This window comes from Leminorella richardii, assembly GCF_900478135.1.
Classification (GTDB): domain Bacteria; phylum Pseudomonadota; class Gammaproteobacteria; order Enterobacterales; family Enterobacteriaceae; genus Leminorella; species Leminorella richardii.
Genome location: NZ_LS483470.1, coordinates 638,526 through 663,602 on the forward strand (window position 1 = coordinate 638,526; position 25,077 = coordinate 663,602).

Below are 25,077 nucleotides of genomic sequence, written 5' to 3' on the forward strand. Positions count from 1 at the left end.
TTCTCCACGTACGTGGAGGTGTTTCTCTGCCGTTTGCATCGTATCAGATAGACGTTAGGTCTTCTCCACGTACGTGGAGGTGTTTCCAGCTATACGGACAGCAAAGCTACGGACACGCGGTCTTCTCCACGTACATGGAGGTGTTTCCAACCACGAAAACGGCCTTGTCGTTGTCGGCTTGTCTTCTCCACCTACGTGGAGGTGTTTCATTTGTTTGCTTGATTATTACTACAGCGAATCAGTTTTCTTCACATAGTGTGGAGGTGTTTCCATCTGGCCGTAACGTTGTTTAAACCAGTTAGCGTCTTCCTCACGTACATGGAGGTGCTTCCATGAAAATTATTAGAGGTATTGATTTTCCACATAACTATGAGGCTATTTCTTACACTTTTATATTTCCCATCCGCTACTACATCTTTTAGGATGACCAAAAAGACACCGTCGTAAACGCATTTGTTGCGTGAATTAATAGGGATAACGATTGGCTACCTTAATGGAACAACCCGCTGTGAACGCGCCCAAGACCGCAATCAAAATCATTGCAACGGGCATTGCTCTGCCGGGCGAAAAGATTGTCTCCTCTGAGCTGGATGCAAAGCTTGGCAAGCCGGAAGGCTACGTTGAGCGGCGTTCGGGTATTGCTTGGCGCTATCATGCATCCCATGACGCCAGTCAGGCGGCGCTAGCCGCAGAGGCGCTGCATAACGCGCTCAAGGCCGGATCGCTTGCTCCGTCCTCCATCGATCTGCTTATTTGTGCCTCTGCCATTGCCGTACAGGCGCTGCCGTGCAGTGCCGTTCATATCCTCAAAGCCGCTAAAATGCCCGATCGCGTGGCGGGGTTTGACGTCAACAGCAGCTGCGTGAGCTTTATCTCTGCGCTGGAGGTGGCCGCCGGGCTGCTGAATACCGGTGCCTATCGGCGTATCGCCATCGTTTCGGCGGACATCGCGTCGCGTGGTATCGATTGGGATCACGAAGAATCGTCACTGATCTTCGGCGACGGTGCGGCCTGCGCCATCGTTGAGCGCGGTGACGGCACCAGCGGCATTGTCGCCAGCCTGATTGAAATGTACCCCGAGGGCAGCGAACTGTGTGAGATCCGCGCGGGTGGAACGCGCTGCAATCCTCGAGCCGGAATGAGCGACAGCGACTTTTTGTTTCACATGCAGGGAAAACCGCTCTTTCGCTTCGCTTCCTCCTTAATCGAAGACTATTTTGACCGCCTGCTGCAAAAAAGCGGCCTGAAGCTTGCCGATATCGCCACGGTGGTACCGCATCAGGCCAGCCACCTTTCTCTTGAGCATATGCGCAAGCGGCTGCGTGTACCGGAGTCTGCGCTGGTTGACGTGTATCGCTACTACGGCAATCAGGTCGCGGCGTCGATCCCGACCGCGCTGCACGAAGCGGTTGTCGGCGGCCGATTTACGCCGGGAAGGCCGGTGATGCTGATCGGTACTGCCGCTGGCCTGACGCTGGCAGGAATGGTGCTGTTGCCATGAAAATTCTGGTGACGGGCGCCACCAGCGGCCTCGGGCGCAACGCGGCTCAATATCTGCTGTCGGAAGGGCATGAGGTGGTGGCGACAGGCCGTAACCGTGCGGCGGGCGAGGCGCTAAAAGAGGCAGGCGCGACCTTTATCCCTCTCGATCTGGCACAGGCCAGCGTAGAGGAGTGCATCCGGCTGATGAACGGCTGTGAGGCGGTGTGGCACTGCGCCGCGAAGTCTTCCCCCTGGGGAGATCGCGCTTCGTTTTATCAGGCCAATGTAGACGCCACGCGCACGCTGGCTCAGGCAGCAGTCAGCGCTCAGATACCGCGATTTATCCATATTTCTACGCCAGCAGTCTACTTTGACTTTCAGCACCACTATGACCTGCCGGAAACCTATCTGGCGCGCGCGTTCTCCAGTCACTACGCCAGCAGCAAATATGAAGCAGAGCGGGTGATTGTTGACGCCGCATCGAGATACACAAATACCACCTTTATCATGCTTCGCCCACGCGGGCTGTTTGGCCCCCACGACAGCGTGATTGTGCCTCGCCTGCTGCAACAGCTGCGCCGAGACGGCGGCGTGCTGCGCCTGCCGCGCGGCGGCGAAGCGCTGTTGGATCTGACCTTTGTACAGAACGTCGTGCACGCTATGTCGCTGGCGACTTACGCGCAGGGGCTGAACTCAGGCAGTGTGTATAACGTTACCAATCATCAGCCGCAGCGGCTGGCGGACATGCTCGATACGCTGTTGCGCCAGCAGCTGGGACTGCGCTATAGGATAAAGGCCGTGCCCTGGCCTGTGTTGTCGCTGGCGGCAAGGGGTATGGAGCTGGTAGGCAAGTGCGTGGATAAAGAGCCTCCGGTGACTCGCTACAGCGCTGGAACGGTCTGCTTTGACATGACGCTGAGTGCAGAAAAGGCTGTTAACGAACTGGGCTACAGGCCTCGGTTTTCCATGGATGAAGGAATTGCGCTGACGGGAGAGTGGCTAAGAGCACATGGTAAAGATTACCGCATTTGAAGTCGGGTACTGTACCCACGTTGGCTGTATGGCTCTGAAGGGGGCGGGATTTCGGGTGTGTAAATTCCCCTCTCGCGCCTATCTGCTGGAAGTCGGCGATCGCCGATGGCTGTGGGATACCGGCTATTCCTCTTGGTTCGAACACTACACGCGCTCTGGCGTATTTCGTCTCTATCGGCAGGTGACGCCAGTCTATTTTGACCCTAAAGAGTCTTTGGCTCAGCAGCTGTACGCGCAGGGGCTGGTAGGGGATGACATCAGCGCTATTATTCTGTCGCACTTTCATGCCGATCACGTTGCCGGCCTGCGCGACTTTCCCGGCGTGTCCTGTATCTGTTCCGGCGAGGGCTGGCAGCGCGTTAGGGCGCTGAAGGGGATCGCGGCGCTGCGTCAGGCGTTTGTGCCGGGGCTGATCCCGCCGGACTTTGAGTCATCATTGAGGTTTATCGAAAGCTTTGAGACGTTGACGCTGCCCAAAGCGCTGGCGCCGTTCGATCGCGGCTATGTTTTACCCGATAGCCAAGGCCAGATTATTTTGGTTCCGCTTCCCGGTCATGCTGCCGGACACATCGGTGCGTTTGTGCTAACGGACGACGGATGGACGCTGTTAGCGGGAGATGCCGCTTGGTCTCCTGCGAACTACCAAGAGATGCGTGGCCCCTCTCGATTAGCGAATTTGGTGATGTCAGAACCTGCTGCCTACTACCTGACCCTTGAACGGCTTAACCAGCTTTGGCAGGGCGGCGAGGTGGATATCCGCCTGTGTCACGAGGGGGATTTGTGATCCCTTTTACTCTACTTTGGCGCTATTTTCGCACCCGCAATCTGCGCTTTACCGACCGGGCGGATCTTGAAGCCTGGCAGGCGAAACGCCTGAAGGACTTCAAACAGCGAGTGCTGTCGAAAAGCCCGTGGTTTCGGCGCTATCTTTCCCTGCCGTTTGAGCAGTGGCCGATGATGGACAAGTCGCTAATGATGGCGCACTTTGACGACATGAACACCGCTGGCTTGAAGCGTGACGAGCTGATGCTGTGTGCGCTGCAAAGCGAAACCAGTCGGGACTTCACGCCCAAAGTAGGCCAGTTTAGCGTCGGGCTGTCGTCAGGGACTTCCGGAAGGCGCGGGCTGTTTGTCGTCAGCCCGCAGGAGCAGCAGATTTGGGCCGCAGGCGTGCTGGCGAAAGCGCTGCCGGACGGCCTGTTTGCCGGGGAGCGCGTGGCGCTGTTTTTGCGCGCCGACAATAACCTGTACCAGAGCGTTAACAGCCGCTGGCTGAGCCTCGACTTCTACGATCTGTTTGCACCGTTTCAGGAGCAAATAAAGCGACTCGAACAGCGTTCACCAACCCTGATAGTGGCTCCTGCTCAGGTGCTGCGCGCGCTGGCGCTGGCGGTTGTCGCCGGAGAGCTGACTCTGAGCGTCAAAAAGGTGATTTCAGTGGCGGAAGTGCTGGAGGAGCAGGACAGAACGCTGCTGAGTCTGGTTTTTGGTGAGGTCGGTGAGATTTATCAGGCGACGGAAGGGTTTTTGGCCTCCACCTGTGCCTGCGGTACGCTGCACCTGAACGAAGAGTTCATTCACGTCGAGCCGCAGTGGCTGGACGAGCGCCGATTTACGCCGATTATTACTGACTTTACCCGCAGCACCCAGCCCATTGTGCGCTATCGTTTGGACGACGTGCTGGTGGCCAGCGAGACACCGTGCCCGTGCGGTAGCGCAACCCGCGCCATTGCCCGCATTGAAGGGCGGCAGGATGACCAGCTTCGGCTGCCCGGCCTCGATGGCAATGTGCAGACCGTTTTCGCCGACCCCTGTAGCCGCGCGCTGGCGACGGCGCTGCCGCTGACGGCGGACTATCGGTTGGAGCAGACGGAGGCCTGTACGCTGCGTCTGATAGCCGACTGCGATGCCTCTACGCTGGCTGCGTGCCGAGAAGCGCTGGAGGTTCTGTTCGCTCGGCAGGGCGTTGATGTGGCTGCGCTGAGCTGGTCGCTAGAGACGCAGACGCCGCCGGAAAGGTTTGACGCCAAGCGGCGGCGCATTATTCGCCACTGGGGCAGGGAGTGATGTCTATGCTGGAGCGACTCAAATTTATGCTGATCGGCTGGGGAACTGTCGGTGTGGTTTACACCCTCAGCGATCGCCTACAGGGGGAGGGGTTTCGGTTAACGCCTTGGCGAATTGATAGTCTGATCCCCTTCTCCTCCGGTGCGGTATGGCTTTATCTGTCGTTTTTTCTGATTGTGCCTTTGGGCTACTTGCTGACGCCTCCCACACGCCTGCGCTGGCTGTCTCGTGCGATGCAGCTGTCGGCCTTGGGAGCGGGGGCTGTCTATCTGCTGTGGCCAACGACAATAGATTATCCGCAGTATACCGGTGAGGGCTTCACCCGTACGCTAGTGGATGCTCTACTGACTGTCGATTCGAGCCAAAACTGTTTTCCTTCTCTGCACGTCGCGCTCACGATGCTCGCCGTTTGGGCGATAGCGCAGCGAAGGCAAACCTTTCTTACTGTGGCGAGTGTCGTTTGGGCTGTGGCGATTGCCTTCTCGATACTTCAGCTGCGGCGACACCTGTTTATCGATCTGCTTGGCGGCGCGATCCTTGTCTGGGGCTGCGGGTGGCTAGCGGTGCGCTGGGAAATCTACAGTAGTCAAAATAGGGAAATCATCCATGAGTGAACTACTGGTTCCTATCCTCTTTATGGTGGCGTTTGTGTTTGGAGAAGCCTGCGTGCTGCAGTTGACGGGCAAGCAGAAGGTCGACTGGCTTGACGTCATCTTTAACATCAACTCTGGCCACATCATGCTGTGGCTGTTTCGCTGTATGGAAGTGCTGTGCTACAGCGTAGTATTAAACCGCTTCGGGCTGGGGCTCTTTGACGGCGTTTCGGCAATTTGGCTTTGGCTGTTTACGCTGCTGGCGTGGGACTTCGGTTTCTATTGGCTGCACCGCCTCCACCACCAGCTGAGGCCGCTGTGGGCAGTGCACGTTGTCCACCATCAGGGGGAGAACTATAACCTGTCGCTGGGGGTGAGAAACTCTTGGTACTCATCCTTGACGTCGATTCCGTTTTTTATGGTGCTGGCGCTGCTCGGCGTGCCGCTGAGCGTGTTTCTGGCGGTGTCTATCGCCCACTACAGCGTGCAGTTCTTTAATCACAATGCCCTGACGTCGAAGCTGGGCTGGCTTGAGCAGATTTTTGTGACCCCTTCGCACCATCGAGTGCACCACATTAATGAAAAGCGCTATGCCGATACCAACTTCGACGGCACCTTTATTTTCTGGGACAGGCTGTTCGGCACGTTTTGCCGCAAGCCGCCGGAGTCACCGGTCGTCTACGGCGTGAAGGGCAGTCAACTCTCTTCCAACCCCATGCGGGAAAGCAACCTGCCGTTTCTGCGCCTGTTGGGTGTTCAGGGCGTGGGTGCGCTGTCACCACGCCGCTTTAGCTGCTCTCCGGCGGTTATCGCGGCCGGAGCGCTGCTGCTGTTTTCGCTGGTGCTGGGCTATATCCAGCTGTATGAATATCGCCTCGACAGCGTGACCCTTGAACAGGCGCTGCTGTTCACGCTGCTGGCGGCAGGCTCCGTCGCGCTGGGCGGAGTCAGTGACGGGCAGCGGTGGGGCATCGCTGCATGGTGTGTGGTGACTCTGCTGCTGCCGGTGCTATTTCTCGGTGCGCTGGGCTGGCGACATCCCTTCTGGCTAGTGGTTATGCCCCTGCTGACGGCTCACGGGGCGGCGCTGGCGTTAGGGCTGTGGCGCAGGCCGGTAGGTCATATCCGTGAATCTGTTTAAGCCAGATAAGCCACTGACGTTTCCGGCTGACGACCCGCGTCTGGTTGCAGTTCTGGTGGGGGAAAGCCGTGCCTATTTGGCTCAGCGCGGCGAGCATCGCTATGCTGACGGCTGGGCTATTCTCAAAATGCTGATACTAATTGCTGTTTGTCTGGCCTGCTACACCGTGGCGCTCGCTCAGTACAGCGTGATGCCGTTTTTTCTGTGGTATCTGGCGATGATTTTTTGCGCGATGCTGCTGGCGGTTAACGTGGTGCACGACGCGTCGCATAACGCCTTTCTGCGAAGAAAGGCGGCGAATGTCTGGCTAAATCGAATCGTCGCTATTCCGATGGGGCTTGATCCCGACTGCTGGCGGGTGCGCCACGTTCGCTTTCATCACGGCTATACCAATATTGAATTCTACGATCCGGATACGGCAGAAAACGGCCTGCTGCGCCAGACTCCCTGGCAGCGGTGGCGACCCTTTATGCGCGCACAGCGCTACTATTGGCCGCTGGTGGCGGCGCTAACCTTCCCCTGGTATATCTGGGTGGTTGACTGGCTCGACAGAGGCGGCATGACGCCAGTGACCAAACACTTAGCGCAGCAGGGTGCGGCGGGATGGGGCGTTTTCTTGATGGGCAAGATCGTTCACGCGGCCTTTTGTCTGGCGCTTCCCGCCTGGCTGTTGGTGGACAGGCTTAGCTTTCCGACCGTTTTAGTGACCTATTTGGCTAGCCAGATGGTCTCTTCGCTGATTTTTGTGATGCTGATTATTGGTACCCACTGGGCCAAGGGGCGCGTTCAGCTGCCGCCGGAAGGGGGCAAAATGGCGGACGGAAAGCTGGCGCACGTTTTTGCCACCACGTTTGACTGGTCGACTAGCCCAGCGTGGTTAGGCTACTGGCTAGGTGGCATTAATCTTCATCTTACGCATCACCTATTCCCCCACTGGAATCATCGCCACTATCCGGCGCTGAGCCGCATTGTTGAAGGCGTCGCAAAGCAGCAAGGGCTGGACTATCGACGGCTTTCTTTATCTGATTTGCTCTCGCTACAGCAGCGCTTTCTGGGGCGCATGGGTGGGCGTCCCGATGAGTCAGGGCATTCTCAGTGAAGATATTAATCACCGGCGCGTCCGGTTTTATCGGCAGTGCTTTTCTACGGCGCTTTGCGGCTCTCGGGGATGTGTCGCTGTGCGGCGTGGGGCGGCGTCAGCAGAGCGATCTTCCCCCTTCTGTGCACTACTGCGCGCTGGCTCTCGACAGGCTTAATGAGCTCGACTTCACGCCCGACGTGGTGATCCACGCGGCGGGAAGAGCCTCGCCTTGGGGAACTCGTCAGGATTACCTGCAGGATAACGTCGACACCACTCAGCAGGTGATTGACTTTTGCCGCCGCCGAGGACTGCCCCGACTGATCTTTCTTTCCAGCGCGGCGGTGTACTATCGCTTTGAGCATCGTCTCGGCCTGCGGGAGAGCGATACGATAGGGCCCGAGTTTACCGGTGAATACGGTCGCAGCAAGCGTCAGGCAGAGCTGCTGGTGGAAGGCTACGAGGGTGAAAAGACGATTTTACGCCCCTGCGCGGTGTTTGGCCCCGGCGACAGCCTGCTTTTCCCTCCGCTGGTAGCCGCCGCCAAGAAAGGACAGCTGGTTCGGCTAAGTGCTGAAGGCGTAAAGGCGCAGGCCGATATGATGCACGTTGACGCCCTGTGCGATTACCTGATGCGAGCGGCGACTCGTCCACGGCTAAGGCTGTACTATAACCTGTCAGCTAACTGCCCCGTTGAAACAGAGAGCCTGCTTCGTCAGGTGCTTCAGCAGCTGGATCTTCCTGCGCCGGGCAAAACGGTGAGACTGGGCACGGCACTGCGCATTGCGGGGGTCTTCGAGTGGCTTTGGCGCTGGCTGCCTCTGGCAGGTGAACCCCCTATTACCCGCTTCGGCGTGGCCGTCTTTGGTTATGCCGCAACGCTGGACGTGACGGCGATGCTGGAGGACTTTGGCTCGCCGCCAGAAGAATTTTTTCCTAGCCTGCAGGCATTTTTGCAAGAATACAAAACGGTGACCCCATGATGCTGATAGCCTTCGTTTGGCTACTGATTTTGCTGTTTAAAGCGAGCACGGCGCTCAGGCTGCTGCGAGTCGCAGGCCGTGAACCCGCTCGTGACCTAGCGAGCGTAACGGTGGTGCAGCCTATTCTTAGTGGCGATCCCGCGCTGGAGTCTGTACTGGCTTCTAACCTTCAAAGCCTTACAGGAGCAAGCTTTCTCTGGCTGATTGACGAAGACGATACGCAGGCTGCGCGAGTCACACAGCGGCTCCAGCGGCAGCATCCTGACAGCAGTATTCGCATTTACGCTTACCCGCAGGCGCCGGAGGGCGTTAATCCAAAGCTGTTTAAAATGGAACAGGGAAGGGCGCTAGTGAACACGTCAGCCATCATGGTGCTCGACGACGACGCAACTTTAGATGCCGCTTCGCTTCAGGAGATGCTTAACGGCCTTGATGATAATTCTCTGGTGACGGCGCTGCCCTGGTACCGCGCGGCGAATAACGCGCCATCGCGCCTGCTGGCGCAGTTTGTCAACGACAACTCGGCGATGACCTATTTGCCGCTATTGCCCTACGCACCGCCTCTGACGCTTAACGGCATGTGCTATGTACTGAAGGCAGAAACCCTTGAGCGAGTGGGCGGTTTTGCGCCGATTATGCGCCACCTGACGGACGACCTAGCGCTGGCTACGATGCTGACCCACAGCGGCGTGCGCATTGTTCAGTCGACAGCAACCGTGAGTGTGCAAACCAGCGTGCCTGACGTTCGGCGCTACGCCCGACAGATGCACCGCTGGTTTCTGTTCGCAACGTTACTCATGCGGGAGAAAAGCGCGCGGGTCAATGTGGCGATTTTTGTGCTTCAGGGGCTGCATCCGCTGCTGCTGTGGGCAATGTGCATCATGGCTTTTTGCGGCAGTATGGCGGATATCGGGATCGTAGCGGCGGTGCTGCTCGTTCGGCAGGCGACGCTGCGTCGGGTTCAGCGCGCCGTTTCGGCAGATATCCCCGCCCATCCGGTGCTTTCCGTACTGTCAGAACTGATGCAGCCGCTGCACCTGCTGAATGCGCTGGTTAACCGCACGATTTACTGGCGCTCGCGCCGCTACCGTATTTTCAGCAACGATCGCTTTACGTCACTATGAGCCAGCCTCGTTTGCAGATTGCCTATATTACCGGCAGAAGCCGCCCTAGGGACTGGTCTTTAAGCCCTGCTCAGGCGGACTTTATTGCACGGGTGACTGATGGAGAAGAAAGCGCGGTGGCGCTGAACTTTCCTTGGATACCCCTGCCTGAAGGGCGCTATGCGGCAACGCCTTTGCTGCGCGCCAGCGTTAACAACGCGCGTGAGTATCTCGGCTCTCGCCGCGCGGGATTTGTGCAGCACTATCAATCGTCAGCTGTTCAGCTCATTGAAAGGGCTGACCACACGCTGCTGCTTTCCGGCAGCTGTGGGCTGGAACTGTTTAATAATCTTCAACTACCGCCTGCCCTTATGCAGCGCGTTAGCGTGTTTGCCTATGGCCCAGTGGCCAGAAAGCGGCCTGACTGCCGTCACCTGTTGGTGCAGGGGCACCGGGACTGGATTTCTCGCCTGTGGTTTTCCCAGTCGGATGTACAGATAGACTGCGGGCATATGGACTATCTTGTGCAGCCGGAAATGGTCACGCTGTGCCGCGGATTTATTCACAGTCTTGATGAGCGAGAGGCATAAATGCAGCGTCTGTTAGACATTATCCCTCCCGGCGTTGAACGCATTGACCTGCTGGCGCCGCCGTTTTCAGGCCATCTGCATCCAGTGCTGGCGATGGGCAAGGCGCTTTCAGCCTACTATCAGGTTCGCATTGTCAGCACGCGCGGGGCGATTGCCCGTATTCAGGCCGCCGGGCTGCCAATGCTGATACTGGAAGGAGAGTACGACACACCGCTGCTGTCGGTGGTTAATCCCCAATATGCGGTAAAGTCCCACCCGGTTCGGCTGTATCGACAGTTTCGCTCCGTTGTCAGCCTGCTTAAAGGCTTTGCTGACGAGCTGGAGCAGGTGTGGCGACAGGAGGGCACACCGGATTTGGCGATTGCTGACTTTACGCTTCCGGTGGTGGGTGAAGTGTGCCGCAGGCTCAATATTTCCTGGTGGAGCAGCCTGCCGTCGCCCTGCGTGATGGAAGCGCCAGACGGCACGCCGGCCTACTGCGGTGGCCTGATGCCCGCTAAAGGCTTTGTCGATCGCCTGTGGCACTTTGTTCACAGGAAAAAAGTCAGGCTGTTTAAACGCTCGGTATTTTGGCTGTTTCGCGACGTTATTCGTCAAACGGGGATTACCCGGCTGTATCGGGCTGACGGCAGCGAGAACGCCTATTCTCCCACGCGGATTTTAGCCCTGAGTGAGGAGGCATTTGAATTCCCTCGCTCTTGGCCTGCGTCTGTAACCTTTATTGGCCCAGCGCTCTATACACCACCAACGGGTGGAGAACCTCCTCCCTTTGTTGAGGGCAAGCGCCACGTGTTGATCACGCTGGGTACACATCTTGACTGGCATAAAGACGCCGTAGCGAAAGCCGTGATGGCGCTGGCGCACACTCTGCCTGACTGGGAGTTTCATTTTACTGACGGTCATCCTGCGGGAGAAGAACAGCGGCGGCAGGGTAATTTTAGCCGCGTTGCATGGGTCGATTACGACCTTTGGCTGACCCGCTATGATGCCGTGATCCACCACGGCGGCGCGGGGATTATGTGGCACTGCCTGAAGAAAAACGTTCCTGCGCTGGTCTACCCGGTGGACTACGACCAGTTCGATCACGCCGCTAGGCTTGAATACAGCGGCAGGGGCGTTTGGATTCGGGGTGGACTGGGCTCTCTGGAAAGGGCCGGTTCGCAGCTGGTGAAGCTGGTATCAGAGTGTGACAGAGAGGCGAAAGGGTAACGGCGCGTGAAGCGCGCCGTTTTTTCATGATGCTGGCTGTGGGCTATGGGCGCTTTTTCAGCCCGGCAAAGGTGTCACGGATGGCGCGCTCCGGAAGCTGTACGCCGATAAACACCAGTGTGCTTTGGGGCGTTTCGTGCTCCTCCCACTCTCTGTCCCAGTCGGCGCTGTATAGGCGCTGAACCCCCTGAAACAGCAGACGTCTGGGCTGGCCTTCGATCCACAGCATGCCCTTATAGCGCAGCAGTTTGTCGGCAAAGCCCAGCAGCAGGTTTTCCATTACTTTAGACACTTCTTCCAACACGACCGGATAGTCGAGGTTGACGACGATGGACGAAATGTCGTTCTGCTTATCCGGTATAAAGTGAAAGCGAGGCTTCTGAGGCAGCACGTTCTCTTCCAGCATAAAGCCGTTGGTGTTAAACAGCAGCGCTAGGTCGATGTCGCCGTGAGTCACTTTATAAATCGGCGCGCGAGCGTTGATGCGCTGTAGTCGTTCTACCAGTTCATCATGCTCTTTGGCAACGTCAGTTTTCGTGAGCAGCAGTCTGTCAGCGTAGCCTATTTGCGACTGTGCAATAGTGAACTGATCCATCTGCTGCCCGGCGTGTACGGCGTCCACCAGAGCGATAACGCCGTCGAGCAGGTAGCGCTGACAAATGATTTCATGAGAGAAAAACGTTTGAATAATAGGCCCGGGATCCGCCATGCCGGTGCATTCGATGATCAGCCTGTCAAACGCCACTTCGCCTTTATCCAGCTCGTCGAGCAAATCCAGCAGTGCGTCTTCCAGCTCTTTGGAGCGGGTGCAGCAAATGCAGCCGTTAGTCAGGGTTTTAATCTGAGTAGCGCGATCGCCAATAATGTCAGCGTCGATAGGGGCATCGCCGAATTCGTTTTCAATCACGGCGATTTTATAGCCGTGCTGTTCCTGAAGAATATGGCGCAGCAGCGTCGTTTTGCCCGCGCCGAGGAAGCCAGTTAGTAGGGTTACTGCAATAGGTGCCATTCTAGGTCTCCTGTCCGAGGGTATGTCCCGTCATTATCCACTAGAGTTGACGTTATGGATAATGGTGGGACAGATCCTAGCAGCAGCGCATGCCGCCTTTGCCGTCGCCGCCGTAGCGCGCCTGCTGGCGTTCACGGAAGAATTCGGTATAGGTCATGACAGGCTGATCCGGGTGGTTGGTTTTAATATGTTGAACATAGGTATCGTAGTCCGGAATGCCGATAAGCATGCGGGCTGCCTGACCGAGATACTTTGTTGCTTCGCCGAGTTGACCAAACATGGTGGATTTCCTGATCCCGATAGTTACGGGATGATTGATAATGACAAACTTAAGAAAATTAAAAGGTCTATGGAGTAAAACGGCGGGAGAGTGTTACTCGCTCCGCTCGCCCTACGGGCCAACACTTCGTGTTGTTCAACGCCTAAAGGCGTTGTCCGTTGGGGTCGACTTGGCGTAAGCCAACGACAAACTAGCGCAAGCTGGTTTGAACAGCGCTTGCGCTGGCCCGCTAGGGTGAAGCCGAAAGGCTTCATAACGGCCCGTAGGAGGGCTAGGCCCGCCGCACACCTAAAGCTAATTCAAGCGCTCTTCCGGCCGTTCACAAAGCTTATGTTGGCTCAGGTTTTTTTTAGGCCGGAATATACACTGAGTCAATTGATACGGTTTATCTACGAGTAAAGCCCCGCTTGCGCGGGGCTTTGAGCCTACTCTAACTTAGTGACTCGTAGAGATTTTAATACCTTCTTTAGGAACAGGAACATACGGCGTTTCTTTGTCGGTGCGCTCAGTGTTTTTGCGCACTTTCAGCCAGGTACTCAGTCCGTAGAAGATGATGCTGTACACAACCACCAGGAACAGAATACTCAGTCCGGCGTTGGTGTAGTTGTTGATAACGATGTGGTTCATGTTAGCAAGCTGCTGTGCGGTCAATTCACCACCGGCGGCGATGCGCGCCTTGTACTCGCTGGCCATGTAGAAGAAGCCTTCGAGCTGTGGGTTGACGCTAAACAGCTTCATGCCCAGCGCCCAAGTCGTACAGATAAGCAGCCATACAGCCGGAACAACGGTAACCCAGATGTACTTGGTGCGCTGCATTTTAATCAGGATGACGGTACACAGAACCAGCGCCACGGCAGCCAGCATCTGGTTAGAGATGCCGAACAGCGGCCACAGGCTCTTAACGCCGCCCAGCGGGTCAACAACGCCTTGGTACAGCAGGTAGCCCCACAGGCCTACGCAGCCAGCGGTGCCAACGATGCCGGCAACCAGAGAGTCAGTTTTCTTCAGGAACGGAATGAAGTTACCCAGCAGGTCTTGCAGCATAAAGCGGCCAGAGCGGGTGCCTGCGTCTAGAGCGGTCAGGATGAACAGCGCTTCAAACAGAATACCGAAGTGGTACCAGAAGCCCATGTCAGCCATTGGCATGATCTTGTGGAACACGTGGGCAATACCTACTGCCAGCGTCGGTGCACCACCCGCGCGGTTCAGAACGGACGGTTCGCCGATGTCCTTCGCCGTTTGCAGGATCTCTTCTGGAGAAATCACGAAGCCCCAAGAGCTGACCGTTGCTGCCGCCTGTGCGGTAACGTCTTTCAGCTGAGCCATAATCATTGGTGCATTCTCGCCGCCCAGCTCGTGCAGGTTAGGCATGGTGATGCCCAGCGCAGCCGGTGGCGTGTTCATGGCGAAGTAGAGTCCAGGTTCAATGATAGAAGCGGCAACCAGCGCCATGATGGCAACAAAGGATTCCATCAGCATTGCGCCGTAGCCGATAAAGCGAGCGTCGGTTTCACAGGCCAACAGCTTCGGCGTGGTGCCGGAAGAGATCAGCGCGTGGAAGCCAGACACTGCGCCACAGGCGATGGTAATGAACAGGAATGGGAACAGAGCGCCTTTCCACAGAGGACCGGTACCGTCAATGTACGGCGTGACCGCTGGCATTTTCAGATCCGGATTCAGGATCACGATGCCGATGGCCAGACCAACGATAACGCCGATCTTCAGGAAGGTTGCCAGATAGTCGCGAGGCGCCAGAATCAGCCATACCGGCAGCAGAGCTGAAACAAACGCGTAGCCAATCAGGGTATAGGTGATAGTGGTATCTTTAAAGGTCAGCGCCGGGCCCCAGTACGGGTCGTGGGCGATAACGCCGCCGAAGTAGATAGAGGCGATCAGCAGAACAATACCAATAACGGACACTTCACCCACCCGACCCGGGCGGAGGAATCGCATGTAGATACCCATAAACAGCGCAATTGGCACCGTGGAGCACACGGTGAATACGCCCCATGGGCTTTCTGCCAGCGCCTTGACCACAATCAGTGCCAGTACGGCAAGGATGATAATCATGATCAGGAAGCAGCCGAATAGGGCAATGGTGCCGGGGACAGGACCCATCTCTTCTTTCACCATTTCGCCCAAAGAGGCTCCGTTACGGCGAGAAGAGATAAACAGCACCATAAAGTCTTGTACCGCACCCGCCAGCACAACGCCCGCCAGCAGCCACAGCGTGCCGGGCAGGTAGCCCATCTGTGCAGCCAGAACCGGCCCAACCAGCGGGCCCGCGCCTGCGATAGCGGCGAAGTGGTGACCAAACAGCACGTAGCGGTTGGTAGGAACATAGTTCAGGCCGTCGTTATTAAGGACGGCGGGGGTAGAACGAGTGGCGTCAAGCTTCATCACCTTCTGGGCGATGTAGAGACTGTAGTAGCGATAGGCTACCAGATAGACGGAAACGGAAGCGACGACGATCCACAGTGCGCTTACGTGTTCCCCTCTGCGCAGGGCGACAACCGCCAGGCAGAAAGCGCCGATGATTCCGAGAACCACCCACGGTACATGCTTAAGAAAGCTGTTCTTGTTCATAAAAGACCTACTTGTCAGACAAAGGCAAACGGCCGGAGCCGCGTGTATGCAGTCGATATATTGGGAATCTTTTTGTGATTGTTAAGAGATTCTGTGGCCAGCCAGAGGACTACGACCACGATAGCTATGATGAAGGAATCGCTCTACGGCAGGGCGGCGAATTGGTTAAGCGGTGGTATAAAAGGTTAAGCGGTTGTTTGGGCGCCCAAGCGGTTTAAATCGCCTGATTTCGGGCTGCATTTTGTGACTGTAGTCACATTATTTCGATGCTGCGAAAGGTTAAGCGGTGTTTTGTCGGTTGGTTGTGTGAAAAAAGCGCGCCATTCAGTTCGGCGCGCTTTTCTACTTTTTAGACGGCGCTAGTGCCCGTGCTTTTTCATCCACATCAGCTTGTATGCCGCCGGGATTGCGAACATCGACAGTAGCGGCGCAGTGATCATGCCGCCAATCATCGGAGCAGCGATACGACTCATCACTTCGGAACCGGCGCCGCTTCCCCACAGGATCGGCAATAGCCCGGCGACGATGGTCGCTACCGTCATCGCCTTGGGACGAACCCGCAGTACGGCGCCGTGATACAGCGCGTCGTCCAGCGCGCTTTCACTAAAGGTTGACGGGTTCTCAAGCTCGGGGTGTTCTTCAATGGCGTGGCGCAGGTACATCAGCATTACGACGCCGAACTCGGCCGCCAGCCCGGCGAGGGCGATAAAGCCGGTGCCGGTAGCGACAGAGAAATTAAAGCCCATTGCGTAAAGAAACCAAATGCCGCCCGTCAGGGCAAACGGAATGCTGGTAATGATCAACAGCGCTTCGCCAAACCGCCGGAAGGCGAGATACAGCAGCACAAAGATAATCACCAGCGTTGTGGGCACCATCAGCTTCAGCTTCTGATTAGCCCTTTCCAGTAGCTCAAACTGACCGGTGAAAGAGACACTGGTGCCGGGCTTGAGCTTTATCTCTTGCTGAATGAGAGTGCGCATATCGTTGACTACAGACACCATATCTCTGTCGCGGGCGTCGATATAGATCCAGCTTGCCGGGCGGGCGTTCTCGGTTTTTAACATCGGCGGGCCGGAGACTACGCGAACGTCAGCCACGTCTCCAAGGGTAATCTGCTGCTTCGACGGTGTCAGTATTGGCAGCTGGCGGAGCGCCTGAGGGCTATCGCGAAAGCTTTGCGGATAGCGCACGTTAATGGGATAGCGGGCTATTCCTTCTACGGTGTCGCCGATCATGGCGCCCCCTACGGCAGAAGAGATGAAGAGCTGAACGTCGGCAACGCTCATGCCGTAGCGGGCGGCCTGCTGTCGCTTGATATCAACGTCGATATAGCGACCGCCCTCCAGCCTTTCCGCCAGCGCTGAGGTAACGCCCGGCACCTGTTTAACCAGACTTTCAATCTGTCTCGCCGCTTCGTCGATGTCCTTTAGGCTAGTGCCTGACACCTTGATACCAATAGGGCTTTTCACGCCGGTAGACAGCATGTCGATGCGGTTACGGATTGGCGGGATCCACAGGTTGGCAAGGCCGGGCAGGCGAACTGTGGCGTCAAGCTCGTCAATGATTTTCTCAATCGTCATGCCCGGCCGCCACTCGCTTTTAGGCTTTAGTCGGATGGTCGTTTCAATCATTTCCATCGGCGCGGAGTCGGTCGCAGTTTCCGCTTTGCCGACCTTACCGAATACGGTATCCACTTCCGGAACGGTTTTTATTAGCTTATCGGTGGTTTGCAGCAGCGCGGCGGACTGAGAGGCAGAGATGCCCGGTAGCGTTGAGGGCATGTACAGCAGGTCGCCTTCGTCGATGCTGGGCAAAAATTCCCCGCCTATTTTTCCCAGAGGCCAAGCGATGGTTGCCAGAGAGAGCAGGGCGATAACCAGCGTCGTTCTGGGGCGGTGCAGCACGGCCAGCAGAAAAGGGTGATAGCCTTTGATCAGCAGTCGGTTAAGCGGATTGCGGGACTCGGCGGGGATTTTTCCCCTGATCCAATAGCCCATTAATACTGGAACGGCCATGATAGCCAGCGCCGCCGCACCCGCCATGGCGTAGGTTTTGGTAAACGCCAGAGGTCCGAAAAGGCGCCTCTCTTGCCCCTCTAGCGTAAACACCGGGATAAACGACAGCGTAATAATCAGCAGACTGATAAACAGCGCAGGCCCTACCTCAACGGATGCATCAGTAATAACCCGCCAGCGCTCGGCGCCTTGAAGAGGCTGTTCAGGGTGGTCGTGCTCCCACTTCTCGATTTTTTTATGGGCGTTCTCGATCATGACGATAGCGGCGTCCACCATGGCGCCGATGGCAATGGCAATTCCTCCAAGGGACATGATGTTGGCATTGAGCCCCTGAAAGCGCATGACGATAAAGGCAATACACAGGCCCAGAGGCAGAGAGATTATCGCGACCAGCGCCGAGCGGACGTGCCACAGAAACAGGGCACAAACCAGTGCAACCACCAGAAACTCTTCCAGCAGCTTATAGGTCAGGTTATCGATCGCTCGGTCAATCAGCTGGCTGCGATCGTAGGTAGTAACAATCTCGACCCCTTCAGGCAGGCTAGACTTTAGAGCTTCCAGCTTAGCCTTGACGGCGTCAATCACCTGACGGGCGTTCTCTCCGGAACGCAGCAGGATAACGCCGCCCGCCACTTCACCTTCACCGTTAAGTTCGGCGATTCCGCGCCGCATTTCTGGCCCAACTTGCACTCTGGCGACGTCCTGTAGGTAAACGGGGACGCCTTTTTCATCGCTTTTCAGCACTATGTGGTTAAAGTCGTCCAGCGACTGCAAATAGCCACTGGCTCTGACCATATACTCAGCCTCGGCCATTTCAACGGATGCGCCGCCCGCCTCTTGGTTAGCGGTGCTGACGGCTTGCTTAATGTCCGGCAGCGTTACGCCGTACTGGGCCAGTCGGTGTGGATTCACGATAATCTGATACTGCTTTACTACGCCGCCTACAGAGGCCACTTCGGCGACGTTAGGAATCGTTTTCAGCTCAAACTTTAAAAACCAGTCCTGTAGCGATCGCAGCTCGACCAGATCGTGCTTGCCGGTGCGGTCGACGAGAGCGTATTCGAAAATCCAGCCGACGCCGGTGGCATCGGGGCCAATTTCTGAAGTGACTCCCTGTGGCAGCTTGCCCTGAACCTGATTAAGGTATTCGAGAACACGGGATCTGGCCCAGTAGAGGTCAGTGCCGTCCTCAAAAATCACATACACATATGAATCACCGAATGAAGAGAAGCCGCGTACCGTTTTGGCTCCAGGCACGGACAGCATTGTTGTCGTGATGGGGTAGGTAACCTGGTTTTCTACCAGCTGCGGCGCCTGGCCGGGATAGCTGGTTTTAACGATCACCTGTACGTCGGACAGATCGGGCAGGGCGTCTACCGGAGTGTTGACGATGGTCCACGAACCCCAGACGCCGAGAAACAGTATGCCCATCAGCACCAGAAAGCGGTTGGCGACGCAGCGGCGAATAATCCATTCAATCATGTTAGTGGCCTTGATGTTCTGGGCGCTCGCCGCCGTGGGATCCAGAAGGCGCCTCGGCGCTGTTCTGCGCTCTCATTTTGTCCAGCGCGCCGGAAATATTAGCCTCAGAGTCAATAAGGAACAGCCCGCTGGTGACGACAGCCTCATTCTCTGACAGCCCGTCAGAAACGGCAGTTAGCTCATTGGACTCATGAAAAATACGGATCGCCTTGGGCACGAAGCGGCCTTCGCTATCGAGGGTAATCACCCGCTGTTCACTGCCAGAGTCGATGACCGCGCGTGAAGGAATAAGCAGCATTTCCGGACTTTGTGCACTGAGGGCGAGGTAGGCATTCATGCCGGGCTTTAGGCTTTCATCGCGATTGTCGAGCTGGATGCGCACCTGTAGTGAGCGGGTTGCCGGATCGACGCTGGGAAGCAACGTCCATTTCTCAATGCGAAAGCGTTTCTCTGGATAGGCAGGGATGGACGCCTGAAACTGTGACGCGTCTTTTATCAGATAGGCGACAGATTCCGGCACGGCGGCGTTGAGCCAAATAGGATCGACTCCTTGAATCTGGGCGACGATCTTGTCTTTGGAAATATTCATGCCGTTACGCAGGTCGAAGGCAGTAATCACGCCGTCAATTGGCGCTTTGATTTGAAATCGGGTTTGGGCCCTTTTGGTTTTTTTCAGGCGGGCAATATCTTCTTCCGACATGCCGGCAAGGCGCAGGCGCTCCAGAACGCCGTTAATCTGTGCGCTGGGGGCACCGGTGGTTATCAGCAGCAGATACTCGCTCTGTGCTTCAACCCATTCCGGGATGGTTACTTCAATCAGCGGGTCGCCCTTAGCAACCCGATCGCCAATGGTCAGCGGGTAAACCTTTTCGATAAAGCCTTCGGCTCTGGCCTGAACGACGGTGTACTGATATTCGTTAAAGCTCAGACTGGCGGGGATGGTCAGTGAATAGTCGAGTTTGCCTCGGCGAACTTTCTCGGTTTTCAGCCCGAGGTTTTGCGTCTGAGTGGGGTCGATAACAATCCCCGGCTTCTGCTCACCGTCGGCGATTTCCTCGTCAGCGTATTTCGGCACCAGATCCATATCCATAAAAGGAGACTTACCCGGTTTGTCAAACTTGGTGTTGGGGTACATGGGGTCGTACCAGAAAAGCACTTTCTTTTCCTGTGCCTGTGCAACCTGAGCTGAGGGGGCGCTTTCAGCCGTGAAGAAGGCGTGATAGAGGCCGACGGAGACGGCTCCGCCAACGAATAAACTGACGACGATCGGCGCCGCGTTTTTTATCTTGAAGGAGGCCATGTTATTTCCTGTCTGGCTGCGATAGCTCAGGCTCAGTGGCGTAACCACTGAGCCTAAAGGCGGTTATTGAATAGCAGAAACGCTTACGATGTGAGACAGCGGACCCCGCTGAATAAAGTCGAGTTTGACTTTATCACCGACCTTAATGTCTTTGACTGTTGCCGGGTCCTCATAGGTAAAGCGCATGGTCATCGCGGGCCAGCCGAGAGAGGGAATAGGCTCGTGAGCAACGGTCAGCTTTTTGGCGTCGGCATCAATACCTTTCACCTCTCCCTGGGTGCTGATGACCTGTTCGCTCTGCTGCCCAGCCTGTTCTGCCTGAGGCATCGTTCCATGGCCTGCATGGGGATCGCTGGCAAAAGCGGCACCGCTGGAAAACAGTGTAAAAACAATGATGCTGATAATATTTTTCATGACAGTTGTCCTTATTTTATTGAAAGTAAAACCTTTAGAAAGGGATTGGCTAGTTCACCCAGCCGCCGCCTAGGGCGATAAACAGGTTGATTTCATTGAGCTGTGTCTGGTACTGCAGGTCAGCCAGATCCTGGCGGGCAGAAAACAGCGAACGTTCTGCGTCCAACACGTCCAAATAGTTCGCCGCGCCGCTGGCATACAGTCGGTTTGCGCGCAGTGACGTGGTTTGCAGCGTGTTCAGGTAGCGACGCTGGGCATTGAGGCGTTTTTGCAGGCTCTCTCTTTGTGCCAGCGCATCAGCGACTTCTTTAAACGCGGTCTGGATCTTCTGCTCATAGTTAACGATGGCGATATCATTTCTAATTTCGGCGATGGCCAGATTGGCTCGGTTTTTTCCGCCGGTAAAAATAGGCAGCTCAATTTTGGGGATAAAGCTCCACGCACCGCTGGCTGCGTTGAACAGGCTGGACAGCTCCGTGCTGGCGCCGGTTAGCCCTCCGGTTAAAGAGACTGAAGGGAAGAAGGCGGCTCTGGCTGCGCCTATGTTGGCATTAGCCGCCAGCAGCTGGTGCTCTGCCTCAATGATGTCTGGGCGCTGTAGCAAAATGTCGGAAGACAGCGGGGATGGAAGTTTGACGCCGACCGGGTAGGCGCTGAGATCGCCTGCGCTGGCTTCAGGTAAAGAGAAGTTGCCCACGCTGAGCCGCAGGGCATTGAGGGCGAGAGCCAGATCGCCTTCCCTTTTTGCGACGTCGTTTTGTGCCGATTCCATCAGCCCTTTCGCCTGCTCCAGCTCCAGCAGCGTTGATTTGCCCATTAGGCTGCGCTGCTCAATCAGCAGGTAGGATCTGCGATAGTTGGCAAGCGCGCTTTTCGCGATGCGCAGCTGCTGCTGAATGAGCTGGCTGTTAAGGTAGTTCTGGGCGACCTGTGAGATGACGAGCAGATAGGCGGCGCGCTGAGCCTGCTGTGTGGCTAAAAAGCTTTGTCGCTCGGCTTCACTCATATTTTTCAGCTTGCCGAACAGATCCAGTTCATAGCTGAGATTCAGACCGACGTTGAATTCGCTGTCGGTGGATGAGCTGCCCTTCAGACCGCCGCTGTAAGTCGTGCTGTACGACGAGCCAAGCTGAGGATAGCGATCCGCATTGGTGACTCGATACTTCTGTGCCGCCTCCTGAACGTTAAGAACGGCGGTTTGCAGATCGCGGTTGTGAATTAACGCACCGGAAAGGATTTGCTTTAGCTGAGGATCGGTAAAGAACGTTTGCCAGCCTGCTCCCGGCGTACCGGTTTGGTTTACCAGCGCGTTCTGACTTGCTGAAAACTGCTGCGGCACGGGCATGTCTGGTCGACGGTAGTCCGGCTCGAGAGAAGCGCATCCGCTAAGCGCGAGTAGAGTGATAAAGGCAGCAAGTTTTGTTTTGAACATGGGCTGGCAACCGATCCAATAAATAGCAGTGATAAATAAAAAGAGTGCGATAAAAGCGATGACTGAAGGCGTTGGATATCGCGCGATTTAAACCGTGGGGCTAGTCTATAAAACGGCCTCTGTTGGGTAGATGACGGCTAGATGACAATTTTGTCATTTTTGTTTCATGGGAAAATTATCGGGTAGAATCCCTGTCATTGGCATATTGCGTAGGGGGTAGCGTGAAGCTGTTGGTGATTGAAGATGAAGCGAAAACGGGAGAGTACCTCAGCAAAAGCCTGACGGAGTCCGGCTTCGTGGTGGATCTCGCCGATAACGGCATGAACGGCTATCACCTGGCGATGACTCACGACTATGACCTAGTGGTACTGGATATCATGCTGCCGGATATTGACGGCTGGACTATCGTTAAGTCGCTGAGAGCGGCAGGAAAGGGAGTACCGATCCTGCTGCTGACGGCGCTGGGCAACGTGGATCACCGCGTTAAAGGTCTGGAGCTGGGGGCGGACGACTATCTGGTGAAACCCTTCGCCTTTGCTGAACTGCTGGCTCGAGTGAGAACGCTGCTGCGCAGAGGGGCGACAGCCATTGTTGAGAGCCACTTTCAGGTGTCGGATTTGATTATCGACCTTATCAAGCGGCGCGTAACGCGCGCCGGAAAGCGGATCAACCTCACCAGTAAAGAGTTCTCACTGCTGGAATTTTTTGTACGCCATCAAGGGGAGGCTCTGCCCCGCTCGCTGATTGCCTCTCAGGTATGGGATATGAACTTTGACAGCGATACTAACGTGATTGATGTCGCCATCAAGCGGCTTCGTTCCAAGATTGACGACGATTTTGAACCTAAGCTGATACATACGGTTAGGGGCGTGGGTTACATATTCGAGGAACAGAATGACGATTAGGCTCTTCCCCCGGACACTGTCGCTCTCCTGCCGCCTGGTGGGTTTTATGAGCCTAACGGCTATTGCCGCCTTTCTCACCTTTAGCGTGATTATGATTTATTCGGTGGAAAAGCATTTTGAAGAACAGGACATTAACGACCTGAAGGCGTACAGCGCTTCGATTAGTGGGCATATCAGCAGCAGAGGCAAAAACTCGGACGGGATCGTCGGCGCGTTGACAAAGAGTGAGTTTGAGAAGAGCAACCTGTTTATCTACCTGCAAGACGAGGCGGGGAAAACGTTGTTTACGTCTGACGACAGCCCAGCGATCGACGACGTCATTGACGACGGCCAAAGCGGCCCGCTCTACGAAAAGAATCACTATCGGGCGCTGGTTTCTCCAATATCGGTCTATGTTGACGGTAGGCCCGTGTCGTACACGCTGATTGTGGCGATGTCTACCGACTTTCACCTGCACTATATTTATCGACTGAAGTCGGATTTGGTCGTCGCCGCGCTGGTAATCTGTTTGATTATTGTGCTGGTGGTACAGCTGGCGGTGTATCAGGGACACTCACCCCTACGTAAAGTTAGTAAAAAGGTCGCCAGCATTACGTCTGACAACCTGAATACCCGTCTGATGCCGGAAGACGTTCCCGTTGAACTAAGGCAGCTGGTGGTGTCGTTTAACGTGATGCTGGAAAGAATTGAGGACGTGTTTAAGCGGCAGTCTAACTTTTCTGCCGATATTGCCCACGAAATGAGGACGCCGATCACCAATCTAGTGACGCAGACGCAGTTTATTCTCAACCATCCGCGTTCAACTCAGGAATATCAGGAACTGCTTTATTCCAACCTTGAAGAATACGAGCGCATGGCCAACATGGTGGGGGATATGCTGTTTCTTTCCCAAGTGGATAATCATCAGGTGGTGACGGACACCGGCAGCGTAAACCTGCGGACAGAAATAGAAAAGGTGTTTGATTTCTTTGAGGCTTGGGCAGAAGAGAAAGGAGTGCAGCTCGACTTGAAGGGGGATGTTCCCACTATTCGCGGTGATGCACCCATGCTAAGAAGGGCGGTAAGTAATCTATTGTCTAATGCAATCAGGTATACCCCAATAGGGGAAACAGTAACGGTCGCGCTTTCCCAGATGGGAGCCGAAGTGAGCCTTTCTATCAGCAATCCGGGGGTAGGTATTCCTGCGGAACATTTGCCTCATCTGTTTGACCGATTTTACCGCGTTGACCGCTCTCGCCAGAGAAAGGGAGAGGGCAGTGGTATCGGGTTGGCTATTGTAAAGTCAATAGTAGAAGCGCATCGAGGGCGGGTTTCAGTCAGTTCGGATGAGCAAATAACGCGTTTTAGTCTGATATTTCCTAAGGAATAGAATAGCTGCCAGTTCTATTTTCCATGAGAATGCTGATGACTTTATTTTGAATGTGTTTGACGTCGGTTATTTCTGATTATTTCTTTTTGGTTTTTATATGACTTATGATTTTTATAAATAAAATCAATAGGTAAGATGGCTGTGCTATTATGCCGCTGTTTTATGATGTGAAGAGATTATTTGAAAAATTACTATTATCTCCTCGCATTCTCTAATCCTATTTTTGTCTTGTATCTTTATTAAAGAGAAGTATTAAAAAGAAATATAAAAAGCAGGCTGCGGTATGTTTTTGAGCCTCTATTTATATTCATATCGTCAATAACGTCTGCTGTTATAAAAAAGGAGTCGATTATGCAATATGTAAGTGAAATTCCCAGTGATATAAAAGAAACGCTGACCAGCGTTCTGAGCGATAGCGCATTGAACTTCAATATTGAGTGGCAGGAGGACGGCAGCGTAGTGTTTACTGCTGAGTCCCCGGTAGGCGCCTATCGAGTTACGGTAGAGAAAAACGCAAAGTCTTGGGGGCAGGTACTGAGGGAACATTCTCTCCGGTAGCACAGAAAGCGGGGGCTAGCGGGTAAAATCCCAATATAATCGGGCAAGACACAGCCTGAGATAAGGAGATGACTATGCCTAGCCATAAGTACCGCGTGACGTTAGAACCACTGAATGACAGCGGTGAATCCGTAGAGAGCCCTGTGACGTTTGAGGTTGAGAACCACGACGATATTATTAAGATCGTCAATATGCTGAAAACTCGTGAAGACATTGGCTTTGATGAACAGACCACCCTTGAGTTTACTGTCGGACTTAAGCTGTTTTCTGAAGTGATGATGAAGCACCGCAAGCACTGGCTTTTCGAGCCGCTGAAGGACAGCTTTAAGTCGTTTATGATGGGTTTAAAAAAGGGTATTAGAGAGTAATCCACGGGTGTTTCACCTTATGATGAAGGAGCCTGGCGTGGCTCTTTTTTCTATCTGGAAGCGAGCGTGTAGCTATTTTTC

Annotated in this window: 22 protein-coding genes and 1 CRISPR repeat array (1 of these 23 cut by a window edge); of the genes, 15 read left to right on the forward strand and 7 right to left on the reverse strand. The window is 55.3% G+C overall.

Going from position 1 to position 25,077, the window contains the following annotated elements; translation table 11 throughout:
- A CRISPR array of direct repeats spans positions 1-208; the repeat unit is 28 nt; unit sequence GTCTTCTCCACGTACGTGGAGGTGTTTC (it extends 2,199 nt beyond the left edge of the window).
- A gap of 285 nt (positions 209-493) precedes the next feature.
- Genes DQM29_RS03025 through DQM29_RS03075 form a run of 11 tightly spaced genes read left to right on the forward strand, consistent with a single transcriptional unit; the run spans position 494 to position 11,278 of the window.
- Positions 494-1,501: a 3-oxoacyl-[acyl-carrier-protein] synthase III C-terminal domain-containing protein gene (locus DQM29_RS03025; protein ID WP_111739246.1), complete on the forward strand. Its 1,008-nt coding sequence runs from the start codon at positions 494-496 to the stop codon at positions 1,499-1,501.
- Complete coding sequence (locus tag DQM29_RS03030; protein ID WP_111739247.1) at positions 1,498-2,514, forward strand: NAD-dependent epimerase/dehydratase family protein; 1,017 nt, start codon at positions 1,498-1,500, stop codon at positions 2,512-2,514. The genes DQM29_RS03025 and DQM29_RS03030 overlap by 4 nt, the downstream gene beginning before the upstream one ends.
- Positions 2,492-3,298 carry an MBL fold metallo-hydrolase gene (locus DQM29_RS03035; RefSeq protein ID WP_111739248.1) on the forward strand — a complete coding sequence of 269 codons (807 nt, stop codon included), beginning with the start codon at positions 2,492-2,494 and terminating at the stop codon, positions 3,296-3,298. Before DQM29_RS03030 ends, DQM29_RS03035 begins: the two co-directional genes overlap by 23 nt.
- Positions 3,295-4,581, forward strand: coding sequence for a F390 synthetase-related protein (locus DQM29_RS03040; RefSeq protein WP_111739249.1), 1,287 nt, complete (start codon positions 3,295-3,297; stop codon positions 4,579-4,581). Before DQM29_RS03035 ends, DQM29_RS03040 begins: the two co-directional genes overlap by 4 nt.
- The gene (locus DQM29_RS03045; RefSeq protein WP_111739250.1) at positions 4,578-5,195 is read left to right on the forward strand and encodes a phosphatase PAP2 family protein; all 618 of its coding nucleotides are present in this window, start codon (positions 4,578-4,580) and stop codon (positions 5,193-5,195) included. Before DQM29_RS03040 ends, DQM29_RS03045 begins: the two co-directional genes overlap by 4 nt.
- On the forward strand, positions 5,188-6,315 hold the full coding sequence (locus DQM29_RS03050) for a sterol desaturase family protein (RefSeq protein WP_111739251.1): 1,128 nt from the start codon (positions 5,188-5,190) through the stop codon (positions 6,313-6,315). The genes DQM29_RS03045 and DQM29_RS03050 overlap by 8 nt, the downstream gene beginning before the upstream one ends.
- Positions 6,302-7,414: a fatty acid desaturase family protein gene (locus DQM29_RS03055; RefSeq protein ID WP_111739252.1), complete on the forward strand. Its 1,113-nt coding sequence runs from the start codon at positions 6,302-6,304 to the stop codon at positions 7,412-7,414. The genes DQM29_RS03050 and DQM29_RS03055 overlap by 14 nt, the downstream gene beginning before the upstream one ends.
- Positions 7,411-8,376 carry an NAD-dependent epimerase/dehydratase family protein gene (locus DQM29_RS03060; RefSeq protein WP_111739253.1) on the forward strand — a complete coding sequence of 322 codons (966 nt, stop codon included), beginning with the start codon at positions 7,411-7,413 and terminating at the stop codon, positions 8,374-8,376. The genes DQM29_RS03055 and DQM29_RS03060 overlap by 4 nt, the downstream gene beginning before the upstream one ends.
- Entirely contained in the window at positions 8,373-9,500 is a 1,128-nt protein-coding gene (locus DQM29_RS03065) for a glycosyltransferase family 2 protein (RefSeq protein ID WP_111739254.1), read from the forward strand. Before DQM29_RS03060 ends, DQM29_RS03065 begins: the two co-directional genes overlap by 4 nt.
- Positions 9,497-10,069, forward strand: coding sequence for a hypothetical protein (locus DQM29_RS03070; RefSeq protein WP_111739255.1), 573 nt, complete (start codon positions 9,497-9,499; stop codon positions 10,067-10,069). The genes DQM29_RS03065 and DQM29_RS03070 overlap by 4 nt, the downstream gene beginning before the upstream one ends.
- On the forward strand, positions 10,070-11,278 hold the full coding sequence (locus tag DQM29_RS03075) for a glycosyltransferase (RefSeq protein ID WP_111739256.1): 1,209 nt from the start codon (positions 10,070-10,072) through the stop codon (positions 11,276-11,278).
- Between the two features lie 43 nt (positions 11,279-11,321).
- Here DQM29_RS03075 and yjiA read toward each other — a convergent pair whose 3' ends face one another.
- From yjiA to DQM29_RS03110, 7 genes are all read right to left on the reverse strand, one after another.
- Entirely contained in the window at positions 11,322-12,287 is a 966-nt protein-coding gene (gene yjiA, locus DQM29_RS03080; RefSeq protein ID WP_111739257.1) for a GTPase, read from the reverse strand.
- Positions 12,288-12,363: 76 nt separating this feature from the next.
- Positions 12,364-12,567 (reverse strand): YbdD/YjiX family protein, encoded by a 204-nt coding sequence (locus DQM29_RS03085; protein ID WP_111739258.1) that lies wholly within the window; start codon positions 12,565-12,567, stop codon positions 12,364-12,366.
- A 435-nt stretch (positions 12,568-13,002) separates the two neighbouring features.
- Complete coding sequence (locus tag DQM29_RS03090) at positions 13,003-15,153, reverse strand: carbon starvation CstA family protein (protein ID WP_111739259.1); 2,151 nt, start codon at positions 15,151-15,153, stop codon at positions 13,003-13,005.
- 359 nt (positions 15,154-15,512) lie between these two features.
- Positions 15,513-18,650, reverse strand: a complete 3,138-nt coding sequence (locus DQM29_RS03095; RefSeq protein WP_111739260.1) for a CusA/CzcA family heavy metal efflux RND transporter — start codon at positions 18,648-18,650, stop codon at positions 15,513-15,515.
- A gap of 1 nt (position 18,651) precedes the next feature.
- Positions 18,652-19,950 carry an efflux RND transporter periplasmic adaptor subunit gene (locus DQM29_RS03100; RefSeq protein WP_111739261.1) on the reverse strand — a complete coding sequence of 433 codons (1,299 nt, stop codon included), beginning with the start codon at positions 19,948-19,950 and terminating at the stop codon, positions 18,652-18,654.
- Between the two features lie 63 nt (positions 19,951-20,013).
- On the reverse strand, positions 20,014-20,364 hold the full coding sequence (locus DQM29_RS03105; protein WP_111739262.1) for a copper-binding protein: 351 nt from the start codon (positions 20,362-20,364) through the stop codon (positions 20,014-20,016).
- Positions 20,365-20,413: 49 nt separating this feature from the next.
- The gene (locus DQM29_RS03110; protein ID WP_111739263.1) at positions 20,414-21,796 is read right to left on the reverse strand and encodes a Cu(I)/Ag(I) efflux RND transporter outer membrane protein; all 1,383 of its coding nucleotides are present in this window, start codon (positions 21,794-21,796) and stop codon (positions 20,414-20,416) included.
- Positions 21,797-22,017: 221 nt separating this feature from the next.
- Here DQM29_RS03110 and DQM29_RS03115 point away from each other — a divergent pair, with 221 nt between their 5' ends.
- The 4 genes from DQM29_RS03115 to DQM29_RS03130 all read left to right on the forward strand — a co-directional run bounded on the left by DQM29_RS03115 (position 22,018) and on the right by DQM29_RS03130 (position 24,996).
- Positions 22,018-22,701, forward strand: coding sequence for a copper/silver response regulator transcription factor (locus tag DQM29_RS03115; RefSeq protein WP_111739264.1), 684 nt, complete (start codon positions 22,018-22,020; stop codon positions 22,699-22,701).
- The gene (locus DQM29_RS03120; protein WP_111739265.1) at positions 22,691-24,070 is read left to right on the forward strand and encodes a Cu(+)/Ag(+) sensor histidine kinase; all 1,380 of its coding nucleotides are present in this window, start codon (positions 22,691-22,693) and stop codon (positions 24,068-24,070) included. Before DQM29_RS03115 ends, DQM29_RS03120 begins: the two co-directional genes overlap by 11 nt.
- A gap of 351 nt (positions 24,071-24,421) precedes the next feature.
- Positions 24,422-24,628, forward strand: coding sequence for a hypothetical protein (locus DQM29_RS03125; protein ID WP_111739266.1), 207 nt, complete (start codon positions 24,422-24,424; stop codon positions 24,626-24,628).
- A 74-nt stretch (positions 24,629-24,702) separates the two neighbouring features.
- Positions 24,703-24,996: a DUF3861 domain-containing protein gene (locus tag DQM29_RS03130; RefSeq protein ID WP_111739267.1), complete on the forward strand. Its 294-nt coding sequence runs from the start codon at positions 24,703-24,705 to the stop codon at positions 24,994-24,996.
- Positions 24,997-25,077: the final 81 nt, after the last annotated feature.